This window comes from Stenotrophomonas pavanii (assembly GCF_900101175.1).
Classification (GTDB): domain Bacteria; phylum Pseudomonadota; class Gammaproteobacteria; order Xanthomonadales; family Xanthomonadaceae; genus Stenotrophomonas; species Stenotrophomonas pavanii.
In genome coordinates, this window is the sequence record NZ_FNFQ01000002.1 from 436,291 (window position 1) to 458,804 (window position 22,514).

General features: G+C 68.6%; 21 protein-coding genes. 14 read left to right on the forward strand and 7 right to left on the reverse strand.

Annotated elements, in window-relative coordinates; all coding sequences use genetic code 11:
• Positions 1-1,139, reverse strand: a 1,139-nt coding sequence (locus tag BLS66_RS05420; protein WP_208596511.1) for an ESPR domain-containing protein, incomplete at its 3' end; no start/stop codon positions are given.
• Positions 1,140-1,374: 235 nt separating this feature from the next.
• Positions 1,375-2,355 (reverse strand): AraC family transcriptional regulator, encoded by a 981-nt coding sequence (locus BLS66_RS05425; RefSeq protein ID WP_053506970.1) that lies wholly within the window; start codon positions 2,353-2,355, stop codon positions 1,375-1,377.
• A 681-nt stretch (positions 2,356-3,036) separates the two neighbouring features.
• Between BLS66_RS05425 and BLS66_RS05430 the strand changes: the two genes are divergently transcribed.
• The 13 genes from BLS66_RS05430 (at position 3,037) to BLS66_RS05490 (ending at position 15,626) form a co-directional block, all read left to right on the forward strand.
• Complete coding sequence (locus BLS66_RS05430; RefSeq protein WP_049467634.1) at positions 3,037-3,225, forward strand: Flp family type IVb pilin; 189 nt, start codon at positions 3,037-3,039, stop codon at positions 3,223-3,225.
• Positions 3,226-3,314: 89 nt separating this feature from the next.
• Positions 3,315-3,860 carry an A24 family peptidase gene (locus BLS66_RS05435; protein ID WP_049467636.1) on the forward strand — a complete coding sequence of 182 codons (546 nt, stop codon included), beginning with the start codon at positions 3,315-3,317 and terminating at the stop codon, positions 3,858-3,860.
• The gene (locus BLS66_RS05440) at positions 3,857-4,333 is read left to right on the forward strand and encodes a TadE/TadG family type IV pilus assembly protein (protein WP_049467638.1); all 477 of its coding nucleotides are present in this window, start codon (positions 3,857-3,859) and stop codon (positions 4,331-4,333) included. Before BLS66_RS05435 ends, BLS66_RS05440 begins: the two co-directional genes overlap by 4 nt.
• Before the next feature lie 25 nt (positions 4,334-4,358).
• Positions 4,359-5,396 carry a Flp pilus assembly protein CpaB gene (gene cpaB / locus BLS66_RS05445; protein WP_074725347.1) on the forward strand — a complete coding sequence of 346 codons (1,038 nt, stop codon included), beginning with the start codon at positions 4,359-4,361 and terminating at the stop codon, positions 5,394-5,396.
• Positions 5,397-5,414: 18 nt separating this feature from the next.
• On the forward strand, positions 5,415-6,773 hold the full coding sequence (locus BLS66_RS05450) for a type II and III secretion system protein family protein (protein WP_049467641.1): 1,359 nt from the start codon (positions 5,415-5,417) through the stop codon (positions 6,771-6,773).
• 28 nt (positions 6,774-6,801) lie between these two features.
• Positions 6,802-8,058 (forward strand): CpaE/TadZ family protein, encoded by a 1,257-nt coding sequence (locus BLS66_RS05455; protein WP_049467643.1) that lies wholly within the window; start codon positions 6,802-6,804, stop codon positions 8,056-8,058.
• Positions 8,043-9,392, forward strand: coding sequence for a TadA family conjugal transfer-associated ATPase (locus BLS66_RS05460; RefSeq protein WP_049467645.1), 1,350 nt, complete (start codon positions 8,043-8,045; stop codon positions 9,390-9,392). Before BLS66_RS05455 ends, BLS66_RS05460 begins: the two co-directional genes overlap by 16 nt.
• Positions 9,393-9,394: 2 nt before the next feature.
• Complete coding sequence (locus BLS66_RS05465; RefSeq protein ID WP_049467647.1) at positions 9,395-10,351, forward strand: type II secretion system F family protein; 957 nt, start codon at positions 9,395-9,397, stop codon at positions 10,349-10,351.
• A 28-nt stretch (positions 10,352-10,379) separates the two neighbouring features.
• Positions 10,380-11,315, forward strand: coding sequence for a type II secretion system F family protein (locus BLS66_RS05470; protein WP_074725348.1), 936 nt, complete (start codon positions 10,380-10,382; stop codon positions 11,313-11,315).
• Positions 11,315-12,202: a tetratricopeptide repeat protein gene (locus tag BLS66_RS05475; RefSeq protein ID WP_074725349.1), complete on the forward strand. Its 888-nt coding sequence runs from the start codon at positions 11,315-11,317 to the stop codon at positions 12,200-12,202. Before BLS66_RS05470 ends, BLS66_RS05475 begins: the two co-directional genes overlap by 1 nt.
• The gene (locus tag BLS66_RS05480; RefSeq protein ID WP_053462967.1) at positions 12,199-12,654 is read left to right on the forward strand and encodes a DUF3613 domain-containing protein; all 456 of its coding nucleotides are present in this window, start codon (positions 12,199-12,201) and stop codon (positions 12,652-12,654) included. The genes BLS66_RS05475 and BLS66_RS05480 overlap by 4 nt, the downstream gene beginning before the upstream one ends.
• An 8-nt stretch (positions 12,655-12,662) precedes the next feature.
• Positions 12,663-14,816, forward strand: a complete 2,154-nt coding sequence (locus BLS66_RS05485) for a TadG family pilus assembly protein (protein ID WP_057493757.1) — start codon at positions 12,663-12,665, stop codon at positions 14,814-14,816.
• Between the two features lie 105 nt (positions 14,817-14,921).
• Positions 14,922-15,626 carry a DUF2968 domain-containing protein gene (locus tag BLS66_RS05490; RefSeq protein ID WP_049470692.1) on the forward strand — a complete coding sequence of 235 codons (705 nt, stop codon included), beginning with the start codon at positions 14,922-14,924 and terminating at the stop codon, positions 15,624-15,626.
• Positions 15,627-15,702: 76 nt separating this feature from the next.
• Here the strand turns inward: BLS66_RS05490 and BLS66_RS05495 are convergent, their stop codons facing one another.
• Positions 15,703-16,089, reverse strand: coding sequence for a hypothetical protein (locus BLS66_RS05495; protein WP_074725350.1), 387 nt, complete (start codon positions 16,087-16,089; stop codon positions 15,703-15,705).
• A gap of 185 nt (positions 16,090-16,274) precedes the next feature.
• On the opposite strand from BLS66_RS05495, the gene BLS66_RS05500 reads away from it, so the two are divergent.
• A complete protein-coding gene (locus BLS66_RS05500; protein WP_074725351.1) occupies positions 16,275-17,099 on the forward strand; it encodes an alpha/beta fold hydrolase in 825 nt (274 codons plus the stop codon).
• 122 nt (positions 17,100-17,221) lie between these two features.
• Here BLS66_RS05500 and BLS66_RS05505 read toward each other — a convergent pair whose 3' ends face one another.
• The 4 genes from BLS66_RS05505 to BLS66_RS05520 all read right to left on the reverse strand — a co-directional run bounded on the left by BLS66_RS05505 (position 17,222) and on the right by BLS66_RS05520 (position 22,513).
• Positions 17,222-18,865 (reverse strand): MFS transporter, encoded by a 1,644-nt coding sequence (locus BLS66_RS05505; RefSeq protein ID WP_074725352.1) that lies wholly within the window; start codon positions 18,863-18,865, stop codon positions 17,222-17,224.
• The gene (locus BLS66_RS05510) at positions 18,859-20,142 is read right to left on the reverse strand and encodes an alginate export family protein (protein ID WP_074725353.1); all 1,284 of its coding nucleotides are present in this window, start codon (positions 20,140-20,142) and stop codon (positions 18,859-18,861) included. Before BLS66_RS05510 ends, BLS66_RS05505 begins: the two co-directional genes overlap by 7 nt.
• On the reverse strand, positions 20,121-21,968 hold the full coding sequence (locus tag BLS66_RS05515; protein WP_208596512.1) for an amidohydrolase: 1,848 nt from the start codon (positions 21,966-21,968) through the stop codon (positions 20,121-20,123). Before BLS66_RS05515 ends, BLS66_RS05510 begins: the two co-directional genes overlap by 22 nt.
• Before the next feature lie 119 nt (positions 21,969-22,087).
• Positions 22,088-22,513, reverse strand: coding sequence for a DoxX family protein (locus BLS66_RS05520; protein ID WP_074725355.1), 426 nt, complete (start codon positions 22,511-22,513; stop codon positions 22,088-22,090).
• Position 22,514 lies beyond the last annotated feature (1 nt).

The window sequence follows — 22,514 nt, forward strand, 5'->3', positions numbered from 1 at the left end:
GCACCGCCCACTGCGCCACCGACAGCACCGACCGTGTTGTTGAGCGTGCCGCCCACTGCACTGCCGACCGTGCCGACCGTGCCGCTCAGCGCGCCACCCACCGTGCTCCCGACCGCACCGGCAGCGCCCTGCAGCGTGCCGCCCACGGCGCCCACGGCGCCGCCCACCAGATTGCCAACCCCGAGCGCGCTGTGCTGCGCGGCTACGGCCGTCTGTCCAGCCAGCTTCAGGTTGCGGTCGGCGACGACTTCCTGGCCGTCCGGCGCCTGCACGCGCACCTTGCCGGCGGCGCCGGTGTCGAACGCGGCGCTGATGGCACGATCGTGGGTTTCACCCGGCAACTCTTCCTTGGCCGGCAAGCGGACGGCCGCCGTCGCTCTGGCCTGGCCTTGCCCGTCGATGTGATGGCCGGCTACCGCCAGGCGCGCGTCGGTCCGGCTGTCGAGTGTGGTGTCCAGCCCGGGCAGCGACCCAGCGGTTGCGCCCTGCGGGCCGGCCGAGGCGTGCGTACCCGCATCAAGCGAAGCGATCTGACGACCGGCGACGCCGACCTTGGCCTTGGCGCGCGCCCCAGCAGCGACAACAACCCCGGTTGACTGCGCGCCCGGCGCAACGTGCGCGGCCAGCGACGCATCCACCTGTGCCGCGTTGGCCGCGGCGTTGCCCAGGCCCACATTGGCGCGGACATCGGCCGCCAGCGCCGGCACGGCAATCTGCTTCGGCGCGGTGTTCGCTGCCAGCTTCACCTGCACCGTGGCCGGCAGCACGTCGCGCACCAGCGGCAGCGACGTGGTGTTCAGCTGCAGGCCCACGCGGGCGTCCGCGCTGAGTGCCGGGCTGCTCTGCGCCTGTCGCGCGGCAGCGGCCAGGGCGACTTCCGCGTCGACCTTGACCGGCATCGGCTGCGCATACTTGGCAGCCAGCGCCTGCAGGTCACGCAGCGATTGATTGGTCTCCGATGCCCCTGCGTGGCCGCTGGCCAGCACGCACAACAGTGCCAGAGCCAGCGCGGTGGGCATCAGCAGGGACGTGCGCGGATCGCGTGCGGCACTGCCACCGCTGTCGCCGGTGGCCAGTTCCGAGGCCACCACCAGAGCATTGAGCTGGCGGTTCCATACACGCCGGTAGATGCGGTTCATGAGCATTTCCCCCGTAGACGAACAACTGGAATGTCAGTGGACTTGCCGCGAGGCAGGTGACTGACATTTCAGCGGTTGCAACGGAGCTGGCGCACTTCAATCCGGCACGGCAATCGCGCATTCCGGCAAATCCACGGCCGGAATCGGCAGCCGGTTATGCAGAAGCGGCAACATGATCGGCAAGCGGATGCGCAATTCCGGCACGAATGCCGGGTAAACCCTTGCAGGGCCTGGCTCAGGCCGGCTGGCCGATCTGCGCGGGGGCGCGCATCAGGGTGTCGCGCGGCAGCTCGCCGAATACCTTGCGGTAATTGTCAGCGAAGCGCGACAGGTCCCACAGGCCGCAGCTGAGCGCGATGGCCTTCACCGAGCGACGGCTGGAATCGGCCATCGACAGGCTGCGGCACGCCGCGCACAGGCGCAGCATGGAGAGATAACGATTGGGCGAAGTGCCGAACAGATCCTCGAACGCGTAGCGCAGGCCGCGTTCGCTGACACCGGCGGCATCGCATATTTCATTCATGTAGATGTTGCGGCGCAGGTTGAGCCGCATGAAGTTTTCTGCCCGCTGCGCGATCAGATAATGCGTGCGCCGCGCGCGGCTGCACCCCGGGCGATCCGCCGCACCCGCGCCGAGCAGGGCCTGCACATGCTCGTGCAGAAGATGCTCGGTTTCTTCCGGCTGCAGGCCGGCGCCCTGCCCCAGCTGCAGGTGCAGCTGCTGGTAATGGCGCGCCAGCGGCGTGGCTTCGCTGCCCAGGGTGAAAAGTGACAGGGCCTGGCCGGCCGGTGGCGTGCTGCGCAGGCTCAGCTCGGTCAGCTTGCGCTGCACCCGCGCCACCGGCACCAGCATCAGGGTCATGTGCGTGCCCGGGCTCAGGGTGAACTCACTGATGCCCTCCGGCATGATCGTCAACGCCATGCCCGCCGTCAGCGGTACGCCGTGGCACCAGCTCTGCGTTTCATCCGTGGCGTGCAGGTAACCGAGCATCGCCCAGTCCGGTGGCAGCATGAAGCGGCCACGGCAATGGAAACCGCAGCTGATGCTGCAGAACAGGGCTTCCTCGTGCACGCGCGAAGCAAACGCCGCACGTGGCCCGTTGCCATCCAGCAGCAGCAGTTCGACATCACAGACACGAAGCACCCCGCCCAGCGTCGCCAGGTCTATCGACCGCAGGCCGCTGTCGTCGCTGTCTCCTACCCCACCATCGACCATGACAGTGTTGTCCCCCCGTTGATCCGCCATCCGCTGCGGCCCCCACTGCCTGACAGGGCGCACAACGATCCAGAATCCATTTCCGTTGCCACGCCAGCCGCGCCGGCGTCGATGCGATCGTACAAATCAATGCAAGAGCTTGAATGCGAGTATGCCCGATAATCCGCAGCGGTAAAGCCATCGACCGGCATGAAGAAAGTAGATACACAGGTGAAGAAAATGTCGGAACCGCTGGCATGGTTTTCGCATGCGGAATCACATTATCTACACGACGATGAATCGTTCTGCCTGGGAATGGATTTGCGTCACAGAAAAAATCTGAAAGTTTCAGGGCAGCGGGGTTTCTGCCGAATTTGCATATAGGTTCCTGTTGCAGCCAACTTCCATTCAGGCAAAGTCGATACCACGGTGATCCGGCCATCTGATCCGGCCGCACCCAGGGGACAGCATGACCAAGCACGCATCATCGGATGCCTCGACCAACGGCCCTGCGCCGTGCGGTCGCGACCGCGCGGCCCGTGTCCCGCCGGGAAACGATCACCCTGCTTGAGCACGGCGGGCCCGTCCCGCCGTGCCTCCCCCGCCAGGACGTGCGGGGGCCACGGACGATCCCGGCGGAGCCGGGCCACCGCCCAACGCAGGTGTACTGCATCCGCAGACAGGTAGAGGGAGACATTGGTCATGAACGCATCGGTCCGCAAATTCCTGAAGGAAGAAGACGGTGTCACCGCGCTCGAGTACGGGCTGCTGGCTGCCGTCATCGCTGGCGTCCTGATCGCGGTCGGCAACGACCAGATCAAGGGGTTCTTCGAAACGCTGTTCAAGAACCTCTCCGCACTGGCCACCAAGGCGTCCGGCTCGACGACCTAGGCGGCGACCGCGGGCCGCCTTGAGGCCCGCGGCCACGGGGGGCAGGGAACCAGGTGAAGACCGTCCAGTGACGGACGACGGAGTGTGCGATGACACTGCTGGGATTGTTGGCCATCGGCGTGTGCCTGCGGATCGCGATCAGTGATCTGTACGCCCGCAGGGTGCCCAATGCCTGGCTGGTGGCTGCGGGTGTCATCGCTGCGCTCGCGATCATCGCCGGCCAGTTCAGCGCACCTCGCCTGCCCTGGCTGCCCCACGTCGCTGGCGCGGTGCTCGGCCTGCTGGCGCTGCTGCCGTTCTACGCCCTGCGCTGGATGGGCGCCGGCGACGTGAAGTTCTTCGCAGTGCTGGGGCTGATGCTGGGCTGGCAGGCGCTGCTGCCGGTCTGGCTGGCAGCCAGCCTCGCCGCCGGAGTGCACGCGGTGGTGGTGCTGGCGGGCCGCCGCTTGGGCGTGCTGTTGCCCGGGCACCTGCAGATGCAGGTCAGCCGCACCAGCACGCAGTGGCAATCCCATCCGGCGCTACGCGACATGCAGGCCGCCCGCCAGGGGCGACGCGGCATTCCCTATGCGGCGTATCTGGCACTGGCGGCCATCGGCTGGGTGCTGGTCCGCATCTACGGAGGTGCACCATGAACGTTCACGGCCCTCGCCTGCAACGTGGCGCCGCCAGCATCGAGTTCGCCCTGATGCTGATGCTGGGCCTGCTGCCATTGCTGCTTTTCACGTTTTCCGGCGTGATGATCATGGCGGCGCAGCAGACCCTGGCCACCGCCTCGGCCGAAGGTGCGCGTGCCTCGCTGCGCTACGGCACAGCCGGCGAACGTCGCACCGCCGCCTGTGTCGCCGCGCGCACATCGATGCAGTGGCTGCTGCAGTTTTCCAAGCAGAACGTCGACTGCAGCGCAGGCGGCAGCAATGCCATCGTGGTGTCGGCGCAGGCACCGTGCGCCGGCCTGGCCACGGCACAGTGCATGACCGTCACTGTCAGCTACGACTACGCCAGCCATCCCTTCCTGCCCGGCACCGCAACGCTGTACCGGTGGGTGATGCAGGCCCCCATCCGCAGCGTCGCGGTCGCCCAGCTCGATCTCGGCAGCGGCAATTGATGATCGGTATTTTGGAGACGATTCCATGCTCAAGTTGACCCGCATCGCTGCCATTGCCCTGATAGGCCTGGCCGTGCTGCTGGCGCTGGTCGCCTTCATGATCGGACGCAAGCCGGCCGCACCCACCACAGTCGCGCCGGTGGCCCACAGCGAGGCGCAGGCAATCACCGTCGTGGAAGCCGTGGCACGCCTGCCCGCGGGCGAGCCGATCAGCGCCAACGGCCTGCGCCTGGCCCAGCGCACCACGCCGGTCGCCGGCGCCGCCACCAGCATCGCCGCCGTGGTCGGCAAAGTGCCGGTGCAGGACATCGCCGAAGGCAGCCCGATCAGCAGCAGCGCGTTGGCACAGGGCTTCTCGCTGCAACTGCGGCCGGGCGAGCGCGCGTTGGCCGTGCCCGTGGACGAACTGGTTGGTGCTGGCAACCGCATCCTTCCTGGCGACTTTGTCGACGTCTTCCTCAACCTGCGCAACGCCCAGCCCAGCGTCAACGGCCCCGGCGAAGCCGGACAGACGCGCCTGCTGCTGTCGCGTCTGCGCGTGCTGAGCTACGGCCAGCAGGACATTGCGCCGGTCGCCACGGAGGTCTCCACCGGCAGCGACGTCGACACCCGCAACGATCCACGCGCAGCCGACATCACCGGAAGCGGCAGCAGCCGTGCCAACAACACTGAGCCGGCGCAGCCCGCGCGCAGTGCGGTGCTGGCCGTGCCCGTGGCCGATGCCAATCGCCTGCTGCTGGGCGCCCAGCAAGGCAAGCTGTTCCTGGCACTGCGCAATCCCGCCGACACCGGCCAGCCCGACCTGGCGCTGTTTCCGCAGTCGCGCGGCGTGATCGATCCCCTGCGCGGGCTGGATGCGGAGCAGCAGCTGGCACTTCAGCGCCCGGAAAACCATGCCTTCGCCGGCATCGACAGCGATGCGCTGGCCGGCCGTGGCACGGCGCCGGCGCGCACCGGCGCCGACGCACCGGCCCGGGCGCCGGCGCCACGCCGCAGCGCGCCGCGCGCGTCCGGCATCGAGATCATCCGCGGCGACAGCTCCGCGCCTCGCGGCTCCCTCTGACCTGCATCGAGTGCATCCATGACCGAACGCCGCTGCCGTCCACGCATCTCCCCCCGCCAGCGCTGGCTGGCCCTGCTGCTGGTGCTGCTGGCACCGGCAACGAGCGTGGCCGCCGACGATCTGGTGCTGCAGGCGCGCGAGCAGCGGCCGTGGACCCTGCCGGCCGACCTGGAGCGCGTGGCCATTGCCGACCCCGGCGTGGCCGACCTCGTGATGCTGCGCGGCCAGCGCCAGGCGCTGCTGGTCGGCAAGACCCCCGGAACCACCACCCTGTTGCTGTGGCACCGCAGGCAGGCCGAGCCACAGCGGTTGACGGTAAGGGTGGAGAGCGCCGTGCAGGGCGCCGCGCGTACCGGCGGCAACGACCTGGTGTTCACCCAGCAGGACCAGCAGGGCCTGCTGCAGGGAAACACCGACAGCGTGCTCTCGCACATGCAGGCGCAGCGCACCGCAGCGATGGCGCTGGGCAAGGATGGGGTCCTTGCCGATACATCCACCATCAGCAGCGGTGGCGTGGTCCAGGTCGAGGTCAAGGTGGTCGAGTTCAACAAGACCGCGATGAAGCAGATCGGCATCAACTTCCAGAACCGCAACGGCGGCTTCGCCTATGGCTTCGCACGGCCCGGCACCGGCCTGCCCGGCAATACCGGCCTGCTGCCCGGCATGAAGGAAGGCAACAGCAGCAACGAAGCGGCGTCGCCCATTTCCTCGGCGTTCCGGCTGGTGTTCGGCTCAACCAAGGGGCTGTGGAATGCCGATGTCGAACTGCTGCAGAGCAATGGCATGGCGCGCGTGCTGGCCGAGCCGACGCTGGTGGCACTGTCCGGCCAAAGCGCCAGCTTCCTGGCCGGTGGCGAACTGCCGATCCTGGAACCGCAGGGACTGGGCACGACCACCATCACCTACAAGCCTTTCGGCATCGGCCTGACCGTGACCCCGACCGTGCTGGCCGCGAACCGGATCGCGCTGAAGGTGGCACCGGAGGCCAGCGATCTGGACTACAGCAACGCGATCGTGCTCAACAACGTGCAGATCCCTTCGATCACCACCCGCCGCGCCGACACCACGGTCGAGCTGGGCGATGGCGAGAGCTTCGTCATCGGCGGCCTGGTCAGCTCCAACATCGTCTCCAACGTCAACAAGATTCCACTGCTGGGCGACCTGCCGATCATTGGTTCGTTCTTCCGCAACTTCGACTACAAGCGCCAGGACAAGGAACTGGTGATCATCGTCACCCCGCGCCTGGTGCAGCCGCTGGCACGCAACACCGAACTGCCGCTGCCCGGCGAGCGCGAAGCCAAGCCGCATCTTCCCGAATGGGGTTCCTGGCTGCTGGGGCCGGTCAGCCAGGACCCCGTGCCCGGCTTCTCGCGCTGACCTCCATGACGCCTGCGGAACCACGCCCATGCCCTACGCCACCGCCCAGCCGCTGCATCCGCAAGGACCGCCGATGAACCTGGTCCTGTACGGCATCGACCGCGAACTGCTGCCCCGGCTGGCCGCCAAGCTGCCGCCGACCACCAGCCTGCACTGGCAGGACAGCAGTGCGCCGACCTCGGCGCAGGACCTGCAACGCGGCCCGCAGAGCCTGGTGCTGCTGGACTTCCGGCCCGAGCACGCGGCTGCCTCGAGCGTGCTGGCACAGCAGCTGCAGCAGACCCAACCGGACCTGGCGCTGGTCGCGGTCGGCGCCACCAGCGCCGGCCAGGTCGAAGGCGTGGTGATTGCCCTGCGCGCCGGCCTGCGCGATGTGCTGGACCTGGACAGTGACAACGCCGGCATCGAAGCCGCCCTGCGCCGTGCGCTGTCACCACGCCCGGCCGCGGTTGCGCAGAACGCGCACAAGGCGCGCCTGATCGTGCTGCTGGGCGTGCGCGCCGGCGTCGGCACCAGTACCCTGGCCGCGCATCTTTCGGTGTTGGCGCAGCAGACGCGGGCCCTTGCCCAGGGCGATGCAGTGCAGCAAGACGGCCTGCTGATGGAACTGGCACAGCCGTCCGGTGACCTTGCGCTGTACCTCAATCTCGACAGCCGCTTCCACTATGAGGATGCGCTGCGCAACGCCAGCCGCATCGACGCCACCCTCGCCCGCACCGCGATGGCGCGCCATGACTCCGGGCTGGTGCTGCTGGACCGTGCCGGCGGCAGTGACGCCGTGCCGCCGTCCGACCCTGGCGCGCTGCTGCAGCGCCTGCGCGGGGTGTTCGCCAGCGTGCTGTGTGATGCCGGCGGCTGCCCGCTGCGGCAGCTGCCGCCGCTGTTGCTGGACCAGGCCGACGAGATCTGGCTGGTCACCGATGCGTCGATCGCCACGCTGGTCTCGCTGGACCAGGCGCTGAAGCACCTGGCAGGCCAGCGCGAGCGCGAGAAGCGCCTGCAGCTGGTGATCAACCGCCACGACGACAGCAGCGGCATGAGCCCGGAGCAGATCGCACGCCGCTTCGAAGTGCCGTTGCTGGCGACACTGCCTGAACGACCGCGTGTGCGCTTGGCCGCCAGCCAGGGCCACCTGCTGCTGCAGGATGCGCCGCGCGATCCCTACCTGCGTGCCCTCGCCCCGCTCGTGCCACGGCTGGATCCGGCTGCCTGCCCGGTCCAGCCGCATGGCCTGCGGGAAAGACTCTCCCTTGCCCTGGGTGGATCGCAATGGAAGACAAGGTAACTCCTTTCCCGCATGCCGTTGCCCGCCCGGTGCTGCCCGAGAGTCCGCCGGGACACCTGCCGTTCGCGCAGACCGAGCAGTACCAGAAGGTGCTGTCGGCCGCGCACGAGCATCTGCTCAACAGCATCGAGGACGAGCGCATCGACATCGATTCCTGGGCCCCCGACACCATCGCCCGCTGGGTGCAGGTGCAGACCGTGGGCTTCATCCAGGAATGGCGCATCCCGATCAACGAGGAAGAAATGCAGGTGGTCGCCGAGGGGCTGGTCAAGGAGCTGACCGGTTTCGGCCCGCTGGACGACCTGCTGCATGATCCCTCCATCGAGGACATCCTGATCAACGGCTTCAAGGATGTGCACGTTTCACAGGGGGGGCAGCTCAAGCGCGCCACCCAGCGCTTCACCGATGACACCCACCTGCTGCGCATCCTGCGCCGCATCCTTGCCCCGCTGGGCCGCCGGCTGGATGATTCCAACCCGATGGTCGACGCGCGCCTGCCCAACGGCGGCCGCCTCAACGCGATCATCTCGCCGCTGGCGGTGGACGGCCCGATGGTGTCCATCCGCAAGTTCCGCAAGGACCCGTTCACCCCCGACGAACTGCTCGCCAAGGGCACCTTCGACGCGCCGATGCAGGCCCTGCTGAAGGCGATGGTGCTGGGCCGCTGCAACATCCTGGTCTCCGGCGGCACCAGTTCGGGCAAGACCTCGCTGCTCAATGCCCTGGCCAGCTACGTACCACCCAGCGAGCGCGTCATCACCGTGGAGGACACGGCCGAGCTTTCGCTGAACCACCCGCACGTGGTGCGCCTGGAAAGCCGCATCGGCGGCGCCGAGGGCCAGGGCGCGGTCAGCATCCGCGATCTGGTGCGCAACAGCCTGCGCATGCGCCCTGACCGCATCGTGGTCGGCGAAGTGCGTGGCGCCGAAGTGCTGGAAATGCTGCAGGCGATGAACACCGGCCATGACGGATCGATGGCCACCATCCACGCCAACACGCCGCGCGACTGCCTGTACCGCATCGAGATGCTGGCCGGCTTTGCCGGCTTCCAGGGCAGCGAGGACAGCCTGCGCCGGCAGATTGCCAGCGCCATCGATTTCATCGTGCAGATCTCGCGGCTGGGCAGCGGGCGCCGGGTGCTGGTCTCGATCACCGAGATCACCGGGGTCAGCGACAACCTGATCACCACCCAGGAAATGTTCCGCCACGAAGTGCAGATCGACGCCGCCGGCCGCGAGACCGACCGCTGGATCGGCCTGGGCTTCCATCCGCATTCGCACAAGCTGGAGCCGTTCCGCCAGCAACTGCGTGAATCGCTCTACGGGGACTTCTGAGCATGGGCACCGGCCTGCTGCTGGGCGTGTTGAGCATCATCTCGGTGCTGCTGGCGCTGGCGGTCTGGCTGTGGGGCGCTGCCAGCAGCCGCGAGCAGCGCCAGGCCTCGCTGCAGCATGCCGAGCAGCAGCTGGCGCGCGGCAGCGCGACCGGCGCGGTCCCGGCCGGCCCTTCCGTTGCCGCGGCCAACGACCCGGCCCGTCCGGCCAGCAGCGGCAACCGGGTGCTGCCCTGGGACGGCGTGCTGCAGCGCGCTGGGCTGCAGCCGGGCTGGAAGCTGCCCCTGATGCTGCTGGTGCCGGGACTGGCGCTTGCGATCATTGCGGCGATGCGCCTGGGCACGGCCTGGATGTTCCCGCTGACCCTGCTGCTGTACCTGCTGGGCTGCTGGTTGTGGGTGATGCGCCGGATCACCAGACTGCGCGCGCAGCTGCTGCACCAGATGCCGGACTTCCTCGACAACCTGGTCCGCCTGACCGCGCTGGGCAACAGCCTGCAGGCGGCGTTCCAGGTGTCCTCGATGCAGACAAGCGCGCCGCTGCGCAGCCTGCTGGACACCACGGTGCGCTACGCACGCAGCGGCATGGACCTGGACCGTGCATTGAGCCTGGCCGCACAGCCCTATCGCATGGACGTGCTGAAAGTGTTGGCGGTGGTGATCGGAGTGAGTGTGCGCATCGGCGGCCGGGCCGACCAGATCCTGCAGCGCATGGGTGATTTCATGCGCGACCTGGAACAGGCCCAGCAGGAACTGGCGGCCACCACCTCCGAAACGCGCATGTCGGCCTGGGTGCTGGGCCTGCTGCCACCGGCCAGTGCCGTGCTGATGGCGATCTCCAGCCCCGCATTCTTCCAGCCGGTGCTGCACGACCCGCTGGGGCACCGGATCCTGCTGATCGCGCTCGGCCTGGAGCTGCTCGGGGCGTTCCTGCTGTACCGCCTGGCCAAATCGCTATGACCGCCCGCAGCCACCCCGGAGGTGCCCGATGACTGCCAGCGCCTGGTTTGCCCTGTCGCTGCTGGTGCTGGCGGCCGGTGTGGCCCTGCTCGGCATTGCCGGCTGGGTGCGCAGCCATCGCGAGCACCGCACCTCGGCCACATTGAAGACCGCCCTGCAGCCGCGCGACGACGCGCGCGACACCGAAGCCACGCGCCGCGACTCGCTGGGCTGGATCGAGCGCTTCGGCCGCTCGCTCAGTGGCGGCCGCCTGGAGGCGGCGCTGCTGGCCAACGAGGACAAGCTGCTGCTGGACCTGGCCGGCTGGAACACGCGCCGCGGCACCGCCATCTATCTCGGCCTGCGCCTGCTGCTTGCGCTGCTGGTGCTGGCCCTGGCACTGGCGTTCAGCAGCGCGCACGGACTGGCCCGGGTGATGGTGGTGATCGGGGCGCTGGCGGCCGGGCTGCTGCTGCCCAAGTTCGTGCTGTCGTCGTGGGTCAAGCGCCGCCGCCGCGCGGTCGAGAACGAGCTGCCCCTGCTGATCGACCTGCTGCGCCTACTGCAGGGCGTGGGCTTCAGCATGGACCAGAGCCTGCAGACACTGGGCGACAAGCTGCGCGATGCGCTGCCGGTGCTGGGCGGCGAACTGCAGGAGGCCAATGTGGCCTATACCCACGGCCGTACCCGCGCACAGTCACTGCGGCGGTTGAGCGAGGTCTACGCCGATGACGACCTGGCCAGCCTGATGCAGCTGATCCTGCAGGTGCATGCGCATGGCGGCGCGGTGCAGGAACCGCTGCGCCAGTTCAGCCTCCGCCTGCGCGAACAGCGCCGCAACGCGTTGAAGGAGAAGGTCGGCAAGCTGTCGGTGAAGATGACCGTGGTGATGATGCTGACCCTGTTGCCGGCGTTGATGCTGGTGCTTGCCGGTCCAGCGCTGGTCGCGCTGGCCACCACCCTGTCCAAGATGGGATCGCCCTGATGCCTGCCCTGCGCACCACCGCCGTGTTGCTTGCCGTCGCCCTCGCCGCCCTGGCCAGCGGCTGCGCCTCGACCACTCCGAAGTACGTGCGGGCGCCCAGCCTTGCGCCACCGGAACCGGACCCGCAGGACAGCCGCAACGCGTATCTGGAACTGATCGAGCGCATGCAGCAGCAGGGCGCCTGGTACGCCTCGCTGGCCCATGTGGAGGCATTCCGCCAACGCTACGGCGATCGCCCGGCCCTGCGCCTGCTGCAGGCCGACGCGCTGCGCGAGACCGGCCAGTCCGACGCCGCAGCCGCGCTGTACCGCGAGCTGTCCAGCGGACCGCAGGCGGCCGCCGCCGCGCATGGGCTGGGCCTGATCGCCGCACGCCACGATGACGACGGCGGCGCCGAACGGGCCTTGGCGCGCGCGACCGAGTTGCAGCCCTTGAACACCGACTACCTGGGTGACCTGGGCTATGCACGGCTGCGTGCCGGCCAGTTCGACCAGGCCCGCGAGCCGCTGGCCAAGGCGCTGGAACTCTCGCCCGGTAACGCCAAGGCCACTGCCAACCTCGCGCTCTGGGCGGTACTGCGTGGCGACGCCGCCACCGCAGAGCGCTTGTCGGTGCAGGCCAACCTCACCGAAGAAACGCGGCGCAGCATCCAGCAGCAGGCCCAGCAGATCCGCACGCGCCTGCAGCAGCGCCAGGCCGCTGCCAGCGTCAACGCCCCAGGGGCGGCGCGCACTGCCAGCGAAGGCAGCGGACGCGCGCCCGGCAGCACGCGGCTGGCGGCAGAACCGCAACGCGACCCACCTGACCCGCGCAATCCACAGCGCCTGCCAGCGTCGATGCTGGAACGCTTCAGCGCCACCGATCACCCGACCGGAAGCACACCATGACCGCGATGCGCCTGACCCGACGCCTGTTGCCTGTGCTGTCCTGCGTGCTTGTTGCCGGTGCCGTGCAGGCGCAGCAGCCGCCCTTGACCGGACAGATGCTCGGCGGCCCGTCGCCGTCGGCAGCGGCCACCGCGCCGATGCAGGCCGAGCCGCTGCCCACCGTGGAGCTGCCCGCGCCGGCCGGCAGGAGGGTGGCGCCACCGGCAACCGTCGCAACCGACGTCGCACCCCTGCCGCCGGCGCCGCGCACGCGCCTGCAGAGCGGCGAGGCCACCCGCAACCTGTTCCGCCTGCAGGCATCCGGGCAGCACGCTGGCCAGCGCCTGCCGATCCTGGGTGACCAGGCCACGTTGAGCTATGCGCGGTACCTGAAGAGTTTTGAGCACGAGATCCCGGACTTCTTTGAGACCGATGTTGCCCGGTCCAAGGACGCCGCTTCCTCCGGACGCTGAGGTCGGTCATGAGACGCGCACGCCAGTTCAGCTTCAGCCGCCCGCGCGGCGGCATGTCGGTCACGATGATGCTGGTCATGCTGGCGCTGCTGGCCATGCTGGGCCTGGTCGAGATCGGCTACCTGTTCTGGGCCAAGCGTGATGCGCAGAAAGTGGCCGACCTGGCGGCGCTGGCCGGCGCACAGCGGCTGGAGCTGTGCACCGCGGACAACAGCGACAACAGCGCGGCCCGGCAGAACGCACTGGCCCAGAACAGGTTCGCCGGCACCCTGCAGATCCGCTGCGGCAACTGGAGCGCCAGCCGGAGCACCGGCAACCGCTTCGTTGCCAGCGTCGATGCCAGCAACCCGCGCAATGCGGTCCAGGTGATCGCCGAGCGCAGCGTACTGCCGTTCTTCGGCCAGAATGCCAGCCTGCCCACCGTAAGCGTGCAGGCGGTGGCTCGCCGCGCCGAGCCCACGGCGGTGTTCGCGGTCGGTTCGCAGCTGCTGCGCACCAATGGCGATTCTGTGCTGCTGTCGACCCTGCGCCTGGTCGGCCTGGACGTCACCAATGCCACCGTGCTGTCCTATGACGGCCTGGCGCAGGCCAACGTCACCCCTTCGGGCCTGTTGAAGGCCCTCAACATCCCGGTCAGCGCCAACCTCAGCGTGGCTGACTTCAACCGCCTGCTGTCGGTCAACAAGGTTTCGCTGGCGCAGCTGGTCGATGCCACCGCCACGGTGGTCGGCCGCGACTCCACGGTGGGCGCGCAGCTGCGCGCCCTGTCCGACCTGGTCGCCACCCAGCTGGACATCAACAAGCTCAACATCGTGCTTGGCAGCCAGTCCGGCGGCGGTGGCCTGTTCGCCGAGGTCGTCTCGCCTGACGGCACCGTCGGCAGCGCACTGGAATCACAGATCAACGTGCTCAACCTGATCAACACCGCGATCTCCATCGCCAACGACGGCAACGGCGTGGCAGTCAAGGGACTGGACCTGCTGGGCATCAAGATCCAGGCCGGCGTGGTCGAACCGCCGTCGATCGCCATCGGCGGCGTCGGCAGCCGTGCCTACAACGCGCAGGTCCGGCTGCTGGCGGACGTGGACAGCAACAACCTGTTCGCGCTGGGGCCGCTGCTGAATCTGCTCGGCACCCGCCTGCATCTGCCGCTGCACGTCGATATCGCCAACGGCATGGGCACGCTGACCGGCATCCAGTGCGGCGCAAGTCCCCCCAGGGCGACGATCCAGGTGGACGCGTCGGTACTGCGCGCCTGCGTCGGCAATGTCGACCCTGCGCAGCGCTTTTCCAAGGCCAATGTCTGCGACGCCACCCTGCAGAACGAACAGTTGCTGAAGCTGCTGGGCCAGCCATTGATCAACGACAGGATCACCCTGCCCGCCCTGACCAGTTCGCAGAACCTGACTCTGGCCGCTGGCGAAACCGGATCCACCCGGATCAATCCGCTCGCGGTCGGTGACGCGGTCTCCGGCCTGGTCAACGAACTGCTGCGCGTGCTGTCGGGCATGCTCAGCTCGCCCAAGCAGGGCATGAGCGCCAATGACACCGCCAAGGCGCTGGCCGACCGCTACCTGCAGGCGGCGTTCCCGCCCAACACCCGCTACGACGTCGACAAACTGATTCCCCTGCTGCGCGATGGCGATCCCAGCAAGCAGCTGGCGCCGCTCAACAGCTGGACCGTGCCGGGGGGACTGCCGTATGCGTGCGGGCTGCTGAACCTGACCACCTGCCACAAGGACGGCCCGGTCTGGGATGCGCTGAAGGTGACGGTGACCGGCCAGGGCCTCGGCGTCCTCGACGGGCTGCTGGGCTCGCTGGTCGGCGGCCTGCTGATCAACCGCTGCGACAGCCTGCTCGGCAACCTGATCGACTACAACGGCTGCGTGCGCAACAACCTGGCGTCGTACATCCAGACCGCACCGGCCGGCTTCCTCGATGGCGCCGGCGGCAGTGGCGTCGCCAACCCCGACGGCAGTGTCAGTTGCAGCGGGCTGCTGTGCACGCTGCTGAAGCCGATCCTGGCCGCACTGCGGCCGGTGCTCAACAGCGTCGGCACCCTGCTGACCAACCTGCTGGCCAGCGTGCTTGGCCTGGAACTGGGCCGGACCGACGTCAACGTGCAGTCGATCCAGTGCAGCGCCGCACAGCTGGTCTACTGAAATCGAGCCGTGACGGGCGCCCTTGGCGACGCCCGCGCCCATGCTAGACTCCCGGCGGGGAACCACCTTCAACTCAACCCACACTCATCCGTGGATGGTCTAGACATGCGAGAAACTTCAGGGGGCGCGGTCTTCGCCCGGTCCGCGCGCAGCGCGGCAGTGCTGGCCGTGGCGATGATGCTGGTGGCACCGGCGGCGATGGCGGCCCGTGGCGACCGTGAGGCGGCCGCCGAACCGGCGCGCAGCGCGCCGGTGGTGCGCAACACCGTGGACGAGCTCAAGCAGTTGATGGATTCGCGCCAGCTGACCGAGCTGCGCACCACCTACAACGGCAACTACGGCGCCAGCCTGCTGTTCAATGCCAACACCCTGACCTACTACGTCGCCCTGTTCCAGGAGAAGAACTTCTGGCGCGTGATCAAGACCGACGCGGTGGACAACGCCGAGCGTGTCTATCGCACCTTCGCGCAGCAGTCCGAACAGCTGGCCCAGGTCTACATCGACACCACCCGCCTTGAAGCGGGCAAGCGCTACACCGAGCGCCTGGTGGCGTACAACGAGGAACGCCTGCGCACCCTGCAGCAGGAAATGGAACAGCAGCAGGCGCAGTCGGCACAGGTCAGTGCCGCCCTGCAGCAGGCCCAGCAGCAGGCGGTCAGCCTCAGCACCGACGTGCAGAGCACCAACAGCCAGCTGGACGCCCTGCAGCGCCGCATCCAGATCCTGCAGGCCGAACAGGGCAACCCGGAGCTGAGCCTGCCCAAGCCGGACAGCCTGCCCGCACCGGCCGCGGCCAGCGACGGTCGCTGAGACCTGCGCTCACGGCATTGCACACGACGGCGCCCCAGGGCGCCGTTGTTGTTTCCGGCATGTTCGCGCCACCGCCTCATCGGCAGGCGTCATGCACCGCGTCATCCCATTGCCGGCGCTGCACGAAGTCGGTGCGTCGGCGCTTGAGCAGCGCCTGCTCGCGTTGGCGCCGCGCGCGCTCACAGGCCACCGCATCCGAACTGATCGTGATCAACGCGCCCCGGGCCCGCGTCGCACGCCGCGGCCGGGCGGACGCCTTCGGTGCCGGAACCACGGGAGCCGCAGCGCCGCGGGACAGTGACTGCTCTGCCGGCACGTCCCAGCGCCACGCCGCACGCCCCTGGCAGGGCGTCTGCTGGCAGACCGGATGCGGTCCGTCCACGCATTTGTAGACAAGGGTCTGGGCCGGTGCCGCCATGGGCAGCAGCAGGCACAGCATCAGCGACCATCGCGTGGCAGGCATCCTGCGTTCCTGTGGCGGGTTGCGCTCATCCTCGGCACGTGGCACCGGTCCCGCCAGAGCGATACGCGTCACATCCGCTGCAATCCGCCACAGCGGTGCAAGTCCCTCGCCCGCGTCTGCGCTGTACTGCCGGAGGCACCGGCAGACCGCCGATGCCTTCCCTCCCTTCCGCCAAGGAACCTTCAATGAGCAACTTCGTCACCGTCGCCGACGGCGCCCGCATCTTCTACAAGGATTGGGGTACCGGCCAGCCGATCGTGTTCGCCCACGGCTGGCCGCTGTCTGCCGATGCCTGGGACCCGCAGATGCTGTTCATGGGCCAGAACGGCTTCCGCGTGATCGCCCACGACCGTCGCAGCCACGGTCGCTCCAGCCAGACCTGGGATGGCAACAACATGGACACCTACGCCGACGACCTGGCGGCGGTGATCGAGGCGCTGGACCTGAAGGACGCGATCCTGGTCGGCCATTCCACCGGTGGCGGTGAAGTGGCCCATTACATCGGCCGCCACGGCAGCAAGCGCGTGGCCAAGGTGGTCCTGGTCGGCGCGGTGCCGCCGCTGATGCTGAAGACCGATGCCAACCCGGCCGGCACGCCGCTGGACGTCTTCGACGGCATCCGCAAGGGCACCGGCGGCGACCGCTCGCAGTTCTTCAAGGACCTGACCACCCCGTTCTTCGGCGCCAACCGTGATGGCAACAACGTCACCCAGGGCATGCGTGATGCGTTCTGGCTGCAGGGCATGCTCGGTGGCGTCAAGGGCCAGTACGACTGCGTGCACGAATTCTCGGAAGTGGACTACACCGAGGACCTGAAGAAGATCGACGTGCCGGCACTGGTCGTGCATGGCGATGACGACCAGATCGTGCCGTTCGACGCCTCGGCCAAGCTGTCCTCGCAGATCATCAGGGATGCCGAGCTGAAGGTGTATGCCGGTGCCCCGCACGGCCTGACCATCACCCACGCCGAGCAGTTCAACACCGACCTGCTGGCGTTCGCACGCAAGTGATGTCCCGCGACGGCGCCCCAGGGCGCCGCCGCTCCTTCGGTAGTGCCGGCCGCTGGCCGGCAACCCGATCATCCGTCGTAATCACGCACAGCCGGCCAGCGGCCGGCTCTACCCGTGGCGGGTCAGATGTCGGTGTGGTGATGCGGTACGGTGGCGGGCAACGGATCGTGCCCACCCACGAAGTGACGCACCACCGGCGCACGCTCACCGCGATGCAGTGCCCGCAGGGCTTCCTGGATCGCCCTGTCATCGGCGGTGATGCGCTCATGCTGGCGCAGGTGCTCCAGCCACGATGGGGTCACGAAATACTCCAGGTGAATCCCCGGAGTTGCCACGTCCTCGACCACGCCCCAGACCACCGCGCCATCGCGGCGACGGATCGTGCCCAGCGCGCGCATCTGCGCCTGGAACGCCGCACGATCGGCATCGTCGATGCGGTACTCGAGGGTCACCAGCACCGGGCCCCGGTCATTCGATACCGGCACCGACAGTTCCGGCGCCGGCCAGTGTCCGGCAGGGCGCAGATTCAGGTCCTCGGTGCCTGCAATGCGCACCCGCCACACCAGCAGTCCTCCGATCACCGCGCCGGCGGCCGCCACCAGCAATGCCAGCTCCGGCGAAGTGCGTTGCGCCAGCGCGCCCCAGCTCAGGCCGCCGGCGGCCATGCCGGCGGAAAACACCATGATGTACAGCGCCAGTGCGCGTGCACGCACCCACGCCGGTACCGCCGTCTGCGCGGCGATCTGCAACGACGACAGCACGGTGATCCAGGCAAACCCGTTCACCAGCATCACCGCCGGCAGCACGTACCAGCTGCGGGTCAGCGCCAGCCCGACCAGGCTCAGCGCCAGCGACAACGTCGCCAGCAGCACCAGCAGGTCGCGGTCCAGCTGCGCGCGCAGCTTTGGCAACAGCAGCGCACCGCCCACCGCACCGATCCCGATGCAGCCCAGCAGCATGCCGTACTGCCCCGCCCCGCCGTGCATCTGCCCGCGCACCACCACCGGCAGCAGGGCGTTCATCGCTGCAGCGAAGAAGAAGAAGCCGACCGACTTGATCAGCACCGCCTGCAACCGCCCGGCGCGGCTGGCGTAGCGCAGGCCCGCTTTCAAGCCGGCGCCAAATCCTTCCGGCGGCAGGCTGGACTGCTTCGGGTCGCGTTTCCAGCCCCACACCACAAACAGCATCGCGGCGAAGGTGATCGCATTGAAGCCGAACGCCCAGACCGCTCCCAGCTGGGCGACGATCACGCCGCCGACGGCCGGGCCGATCGAGCGCGCGATGTTGATGCCGATCGAGTTCAGCGCCACTGCCGAGGCCAGCATCGGCTGCGGGACCAGCTCGGACACGATCGCGGCCTGCGCCGGCATCGCCATGGCTGCACCGCAGCCCATGCAGAACGTCAGCAGCACCAGCAGCTGCGGTGTCAGCAGGTCCATCGCGGTCAACGCTGCCATGGCCGCAGCGACCATCAGCATCCAGCCCTGCGTTGCCAGCAGGTATCTGCGGCGGTCAACGATGTCGGCCAGCGTGCCGGCGGCCAGTGCCAGCAGCACGATCGGCACCGTGGTGGCCGACTGCACCAGCGCCACCATCAACGGCGAGCCGGTACGCTCGGCCATCACCCAGGCGGCGGCCACGTCATTGACCCAGGTCCCGATGTTGCTGGCCAGGATTGCCAGCCAGATCGATCGGAACATCTGGATCTTCAGGGGGGACCAGGCGCCTTCGGCCGGTACGGGTTGCGACGCGTTTGCGTTCACCATTGCCATGCTCCAACGATCGAGGCGAACAACGTGTCCTGGCCACCGGCCTGCTTCAGCGCAGGACCGGCGTCGACCCAGGCCAGCTGCAGCTGCCATTGCCAGTGTTCGCTGGCCTGCCAGCGGGTTTCGGATTTGTACTGCGTGCCGATGCGGCGCGCGCCACCGGCACTGCCCGGCAACGCCAGCAGCGGCGCCGGCGTGGTGTAGACCGCATCGGCCCGGCGATGCTTCCACGCCATCTGTACGCCCAGTTCCGTCGTCACCGCGTCGCGCAGGCGCAGGGTCAGGGTCGGCTGCACGTCCATCAGATTGGCGGGGGCCAGCAGGCTGGCCTCGCTGAAGTAGGCCGATTTCGGGAACAGTGCATTGAAGGTGCCCACGCGACCATCGCGAAGGTTGCCGTCGCCACTGGCGATATCCGCCTTCAGCCCCAGCCGTGGTTGCAGCGGCCGCTCGGTCCAGCGCCAGCCGGTGTCGGTGGCCAGCGTCCAGGCGCGGACATCCAGCGTGCCGGCGACCGTCTGCAGTTCACCGCCCTGCGCCACCAGCTCGGTGTTCCAGTCCAGCGCACCGGCCTGGCCGAACCAACGCGCACCGAGGGTCTGCCGCCGCTCGGTACCGGAGCCCGCCGCAAAGCGCGCGCCTTCACGACGGTAGTCCAGCAGGTACAGATCCCATTGCCCTGGGCCACGACCCCGCGCGGTGGTCGCATACGCGCCCCACAGGTGGGCACCGCGTTCGCCGCGGTCATCGAAGGCGCCGGGTCGGTTCTCCAGCGGTCGCAGCGCCATCAGGTCCAGCGTGCCGAGGCGGCCTTTCCAGCCTGCACGGGCACCATCGAATGCCAGCCGGATGTTCGGCCCATCGCGCACCGACAACAGCCGCGAACTGCCATAGCCGGCTTCCTGGCGGCCGAGCTGCAGATGGAACCCACCGCGCTGCCAGCGCCAGTAGGCCTGCTGCACGTCCAAGGCGCCTCGGTCGGTACGGCCCGGGCCGCCTGCCTTGCCATTCTCGGCATGCACGCCCAGCTGCAGCCGTGCCTGCCAGTTGTCCTCGACATACGTGGCCGACGCCAGTGCACGCAGCAGGCCGTAGCCGTCTTCACTGCCGCCGATACCGAATCGGGCCGGGTCGTAGTACATCCCCCTGAGGCGCAGCGAGGCGTCCCATTGCAGTTGGCCGTCGCCCGCGTCGCTGCAGTGACCGCCTTCGCAGGCCTGCACCAGCGATGGTGCGGCCAGCAGCGCCAGGCTCAGAACGCGAAGCACGAGCATCCCATCGCACCCCAGAAGGCGCTCAGGTCGTCGGTGGGCGCCGCATGCCGCGCGGCATGGCCGTGAGCACCATGCGTACTGCAGGCCACACCGTGATGGTGGCGATGCGCGGCGGCCAACCCGGTGGCGGCGCCGCCAACGTGGTAGCCACCGAAGCGGTTGACCGGCGACCAGTCCGGCATCGCCGGCGGCAGCTGCGGCGCCAGGCCGGCGTAATCGCCGTCGGCGTGCACGATGCGGCCGCCGACCACGGTCAGCAGGCTGGTGATGTCGGCGATCTGCGCGTCATCAACGCGGAAGAAGTCGGCCGAAAGCAGGATGAAATCAGCCAGCTGGCCAGCTTTCAGCGTGCCCTTCACCGCTTCGTCGCCGGAGAACCAGGCACTGCCCTGCGTCCACAGGCGCAACGCCTGCTCGCGTTCGAGCAGGTTCTCCTCGCCATACAGGGCCAGGCCGCCCACGGTGCGCCCGGTCACCAGCCAGGACAACGCCACCCACGGGTTGTAGCTGGCCACGCGGGTGGCATCGGTACCGGCACCGACCGGCACGCCTTCGGCCAGCATGCGCCTGACCGGCGGCGTGTGCCGCGCAGCCTGCACACCGTAGCGCTCGACGAAAGCTTCGCCCTGGTAGGCCATGCGGTGCTGCACGGCGATACCGCCGCCCAGCGCACGGATGCGTTCGATGTTGCGCGGGGTGATGGTCTCTGCGTGGTCGATGAACCAGTGCAGGCCATCGAACGGCACCTCGCGGTTGACCTGTTCGTACACATCGAGGATGCGGGTGATGCTCTCGTCGTAGGTGGCGTGGATACGGAACGGCCAGCGTTTCTCGACCAGCAGCTTCACCACGTCGTGCAGTTCGGGTTCAAGGTCCGGCGGCAGTTCCGGGCGCGGCTCGTTGAACAGCTCGAAGTCGGCCGCCGAGAACACCAGCATCTCGCCGGCACCATTGTGGCGCAGCAGGTCATCGCCCTGGCGCGGCTGCAGGATTTCACTCCAGCCACGGAAGTCATCCACTTCCTTGCCCTTGTTCTGGGTGAACAGGTTGTAGGCGATGCGCACTGTCAGCTGGTCATCGCGGTGCAGCTGCTCGATGACCTGGTAATCCTCGGGGTAGTTCTGGAAGCCGCCGCCAGCGTCGATCACCGAGGTGACGCCCAGCCGGTTCAGTTCGCGCATGAAGTGGCGCGTCGAATTGGCCTGGTACTCGATCGGCAGGCGTGGCCCCTTGGCCAGCGTCGCATACAGGATCAGCGCATTCGGCTTGGCCAGCAGCAGCCCGGTCGGATTGCCCAGCGAATCGCGCACGATCTGCCCGCCCGGCGGATCCGGCGTGTCCTTGCTGTAGCCGCACGCACGCAGCGCGGCGCGGTTGAGCAGCGCGCGGTCGTACAGGTGCAGCAGGAACACCGGCGTATCCGGCGCGATGTCGTTGAGCTCCTGCAGCGTCGGCAGGCGCTTCTCGTTGAACTGTGCGGCGGTGAAGCCACCGACCACGCGCACCCACTGCGGTGCAGGGGTGCGGTCGACCTGGGCCTTCAACATGTCCAGGGCGTCGCCCAGCGAACGCAGGCCGTCCCAGCGCAGTTCAAGGTTGTAGTTCAGGCCACCACGGATCAGGTGGGTATGGCTGTCGTTGAGGCCAGGCAGCAGGCGCCTGCCCTGCGCGTCGATCAGCGTCGCTTCATTGCCCCAGCCGCGCATGATCTCCTCGTCGCTGCCGACGGCGACGATGCGGCCCTCCTGCACGGCCAGTGCCTGGGCATGCGGCTGCTGCGGGTCGAGGGTGGTGATGCGGGCATTGCGGATGACCAGGGTGCTCATGCGACGCTCCTTGGAAGTGGAATCGAGTGCGGCAGCGGCGCGACCGGCCAGGCCGAGCGCAACCGCGGCGCCGCTGGCCAGCATCACGGTGCGGCGGCCGTGGTCGAGGGGATCGTGACTCATGCGAAAGCTCCCGGAAGTCGTAGGCCATCCAGCGCCCAGGCCCCCGGCCCGGCCAGCGCGAGGGCCAGCAGCACCGTGGTCCACATCAGCGGGTACTCACTGCCGCCGCGCATCCAGAACCAGCCCTTGGGCAGGGCCAACAGGACGGTGAAGCCGATGAAGGCAGCGGCGGCAAGCGCGGCGATGCGGGTCTGCCAGCCGAGCAGCACGGCCAGCCCGGACAGCACCTGCAGCAGGGACAGCAGCAGCGGCAACGGCGCCACTGCCGGCAGCCCGAAACCGCGCAGCTCTGCTGCAAAGCCATGCAGCCCCGGTCCACCGAACCAGCCGAACAGCTTGCCCAGCGCGTGCGGCAGCAGGAAGCCGCCTGCCGCCACGCGCAGCATCAGCAGGGCCAGGTCGAGGCCATGGCCAGCCAGCATG

Excerpts from the sequence above, each read along its gene's own strand:
- BLS66_RS05425 (WP_053506970.1), bottom strand. The coding sequence starts at position 2,355 with ATGGTCGATGGTGGGGTAGGAGACAGCGACGACAGCGGCCTGCGGTCG.
- BLS66_RS05430 (WP_049467634.1), top strand. The coding sequence starts at position 3,037 with ATGAACGCATCGGTCCGCAAATTCCTGAAGGAAGAAGACGGTGTCACC.
- BLS66_RS05435 (WP_049467636.1), top strand. The coding sequence starts at position 3,315 with ATGACACTGCTGGGATTGTTGGCCATCGGCGTGTGCCTGCGGATCGCG.
- BLS66_RS05440 (WP_049467638.1), top strand. The coding sequence starts at position 3,857 with ATGAACGTTCACGGCCCTCGCCTGCAACGTGGCGCCGCCAGCATCGAG.
- cpaB (WP_074725347.1), top strand. The coding sequence starts at position 4,359 with ATGCTCAAGTTGACCCGCATCGCTGCCATTGCCCTGATAGGCCTGGCC.
- BLS66_RS05450 (WP_049467641.1), top strand. The coding sequence starts at position 5,415 with ATGACCGAACGCCGCTGCCGTCCACGCATCTCCCCCCGCCAGCGCTGG.
- BLS66_RS05455 (WP_049467643.1), top strand. The coding sequence starts at position 6,802 with ATGCCCTACGCCACCGCCCAGCCGCTGCATCCGCAAGGACCGCCGATG.
- BLS66_RS05460 (WP_049467645.1), top strand. The coding sequence starts at position 8,043 with ATGGAAGACAAGGTAACTCCTTTCCCGCATGCCGTTGCCCGCCCGGTG.
- BLS66_RS05465 (WP_049467647.1), top strand. The coding sequence starts at position 9,395 with ATGGGCACCGGCCTGCTGCTGGGCGTGTTGAGCATCATCTCGGTGCTG.
- BLS66_RS05470 (WP_074725348.1), top strand. The coding sequence starts at position 10,380 with ATGACTGCCAGCGCCTGGTTTGCCCTGTCGCTGCTGGTGCTGGCGGCC.
- BLS66_RS05475 (WP_074725349.1), top strand. The coding sequence starts at position 11,315 with ATGCCTGCCCTGCGCACCACCGCCGTGTTGCTTGCCGTCGCCCTCGCC.
- BLS66_RS05480 (WP_053462967.1), top strand. The coding sequence starts at position 12,199 with ATGACCGCGATGCGCCTGACCCGACGCCTGTTGCCTGTGCTGTCCTGC.
- BLS66_RS05485 (WP_057493757.1), top strand. The coding sequence starts at position 12,663 with ATGAGACGCGCACGCCAGTTCAGCTTCAGCCGCCCGCGCGGCGGCATG.
- BLS66_RS05490 (WP_049470692.1), top strand. The coding sequence starts at position 14,922 with ATGCGAGAAACTTCAGGGGGCGCGGTCTTCGCCCGGTCCGCGCGCAGC.
- BLS66_RS05495 (WP_074725350.1), bottom strand. The coding sequence starts at position 16,089 with ATGCCTGCCACGCGATGGTCGCTGATGCTGTGCCTGCTGCTGCCCATG.
- BLS66_RS05500 (WP_074725351.1), top strand. The coding sequence starts at position 16,275 with ATGAGCAACTTCGTCACCGTCGCCGACGGCGCCCGCATCTTCTACAAG.
- BLS66_RS05505 (WP_074725352.1), bottom strand. The coding sequence starts at position 18,865 with ATGGTGAACGCAAACGCGTCGCAACCCGTACCGGCCGAAGGCGCCTGG.
- BLS66_RS05510 (WP_074725353.1), bottom strand. The coding sequence starts at position 20,142 with ATGCTCGTGCTTCGCGTTCTGAGCCTGGCGCTGCTGGCCGCACCATCG.
- BLS66_RS05515 (WP_208596512.1), bottom strand. The coding sequence starts at position 21,968 with ATGAGCACCCTGGTCATCCGCAATGCCCGCATCACCACCCTCGACCCG.
- BLS66_RS05520 (WP_074725355.1), bottom strand. The coding sequence starts at position 22,513 with ATGCTGGCTGGCCATGGCCTCGACCTGGCCCTGCTGATGCTGCGCGTG.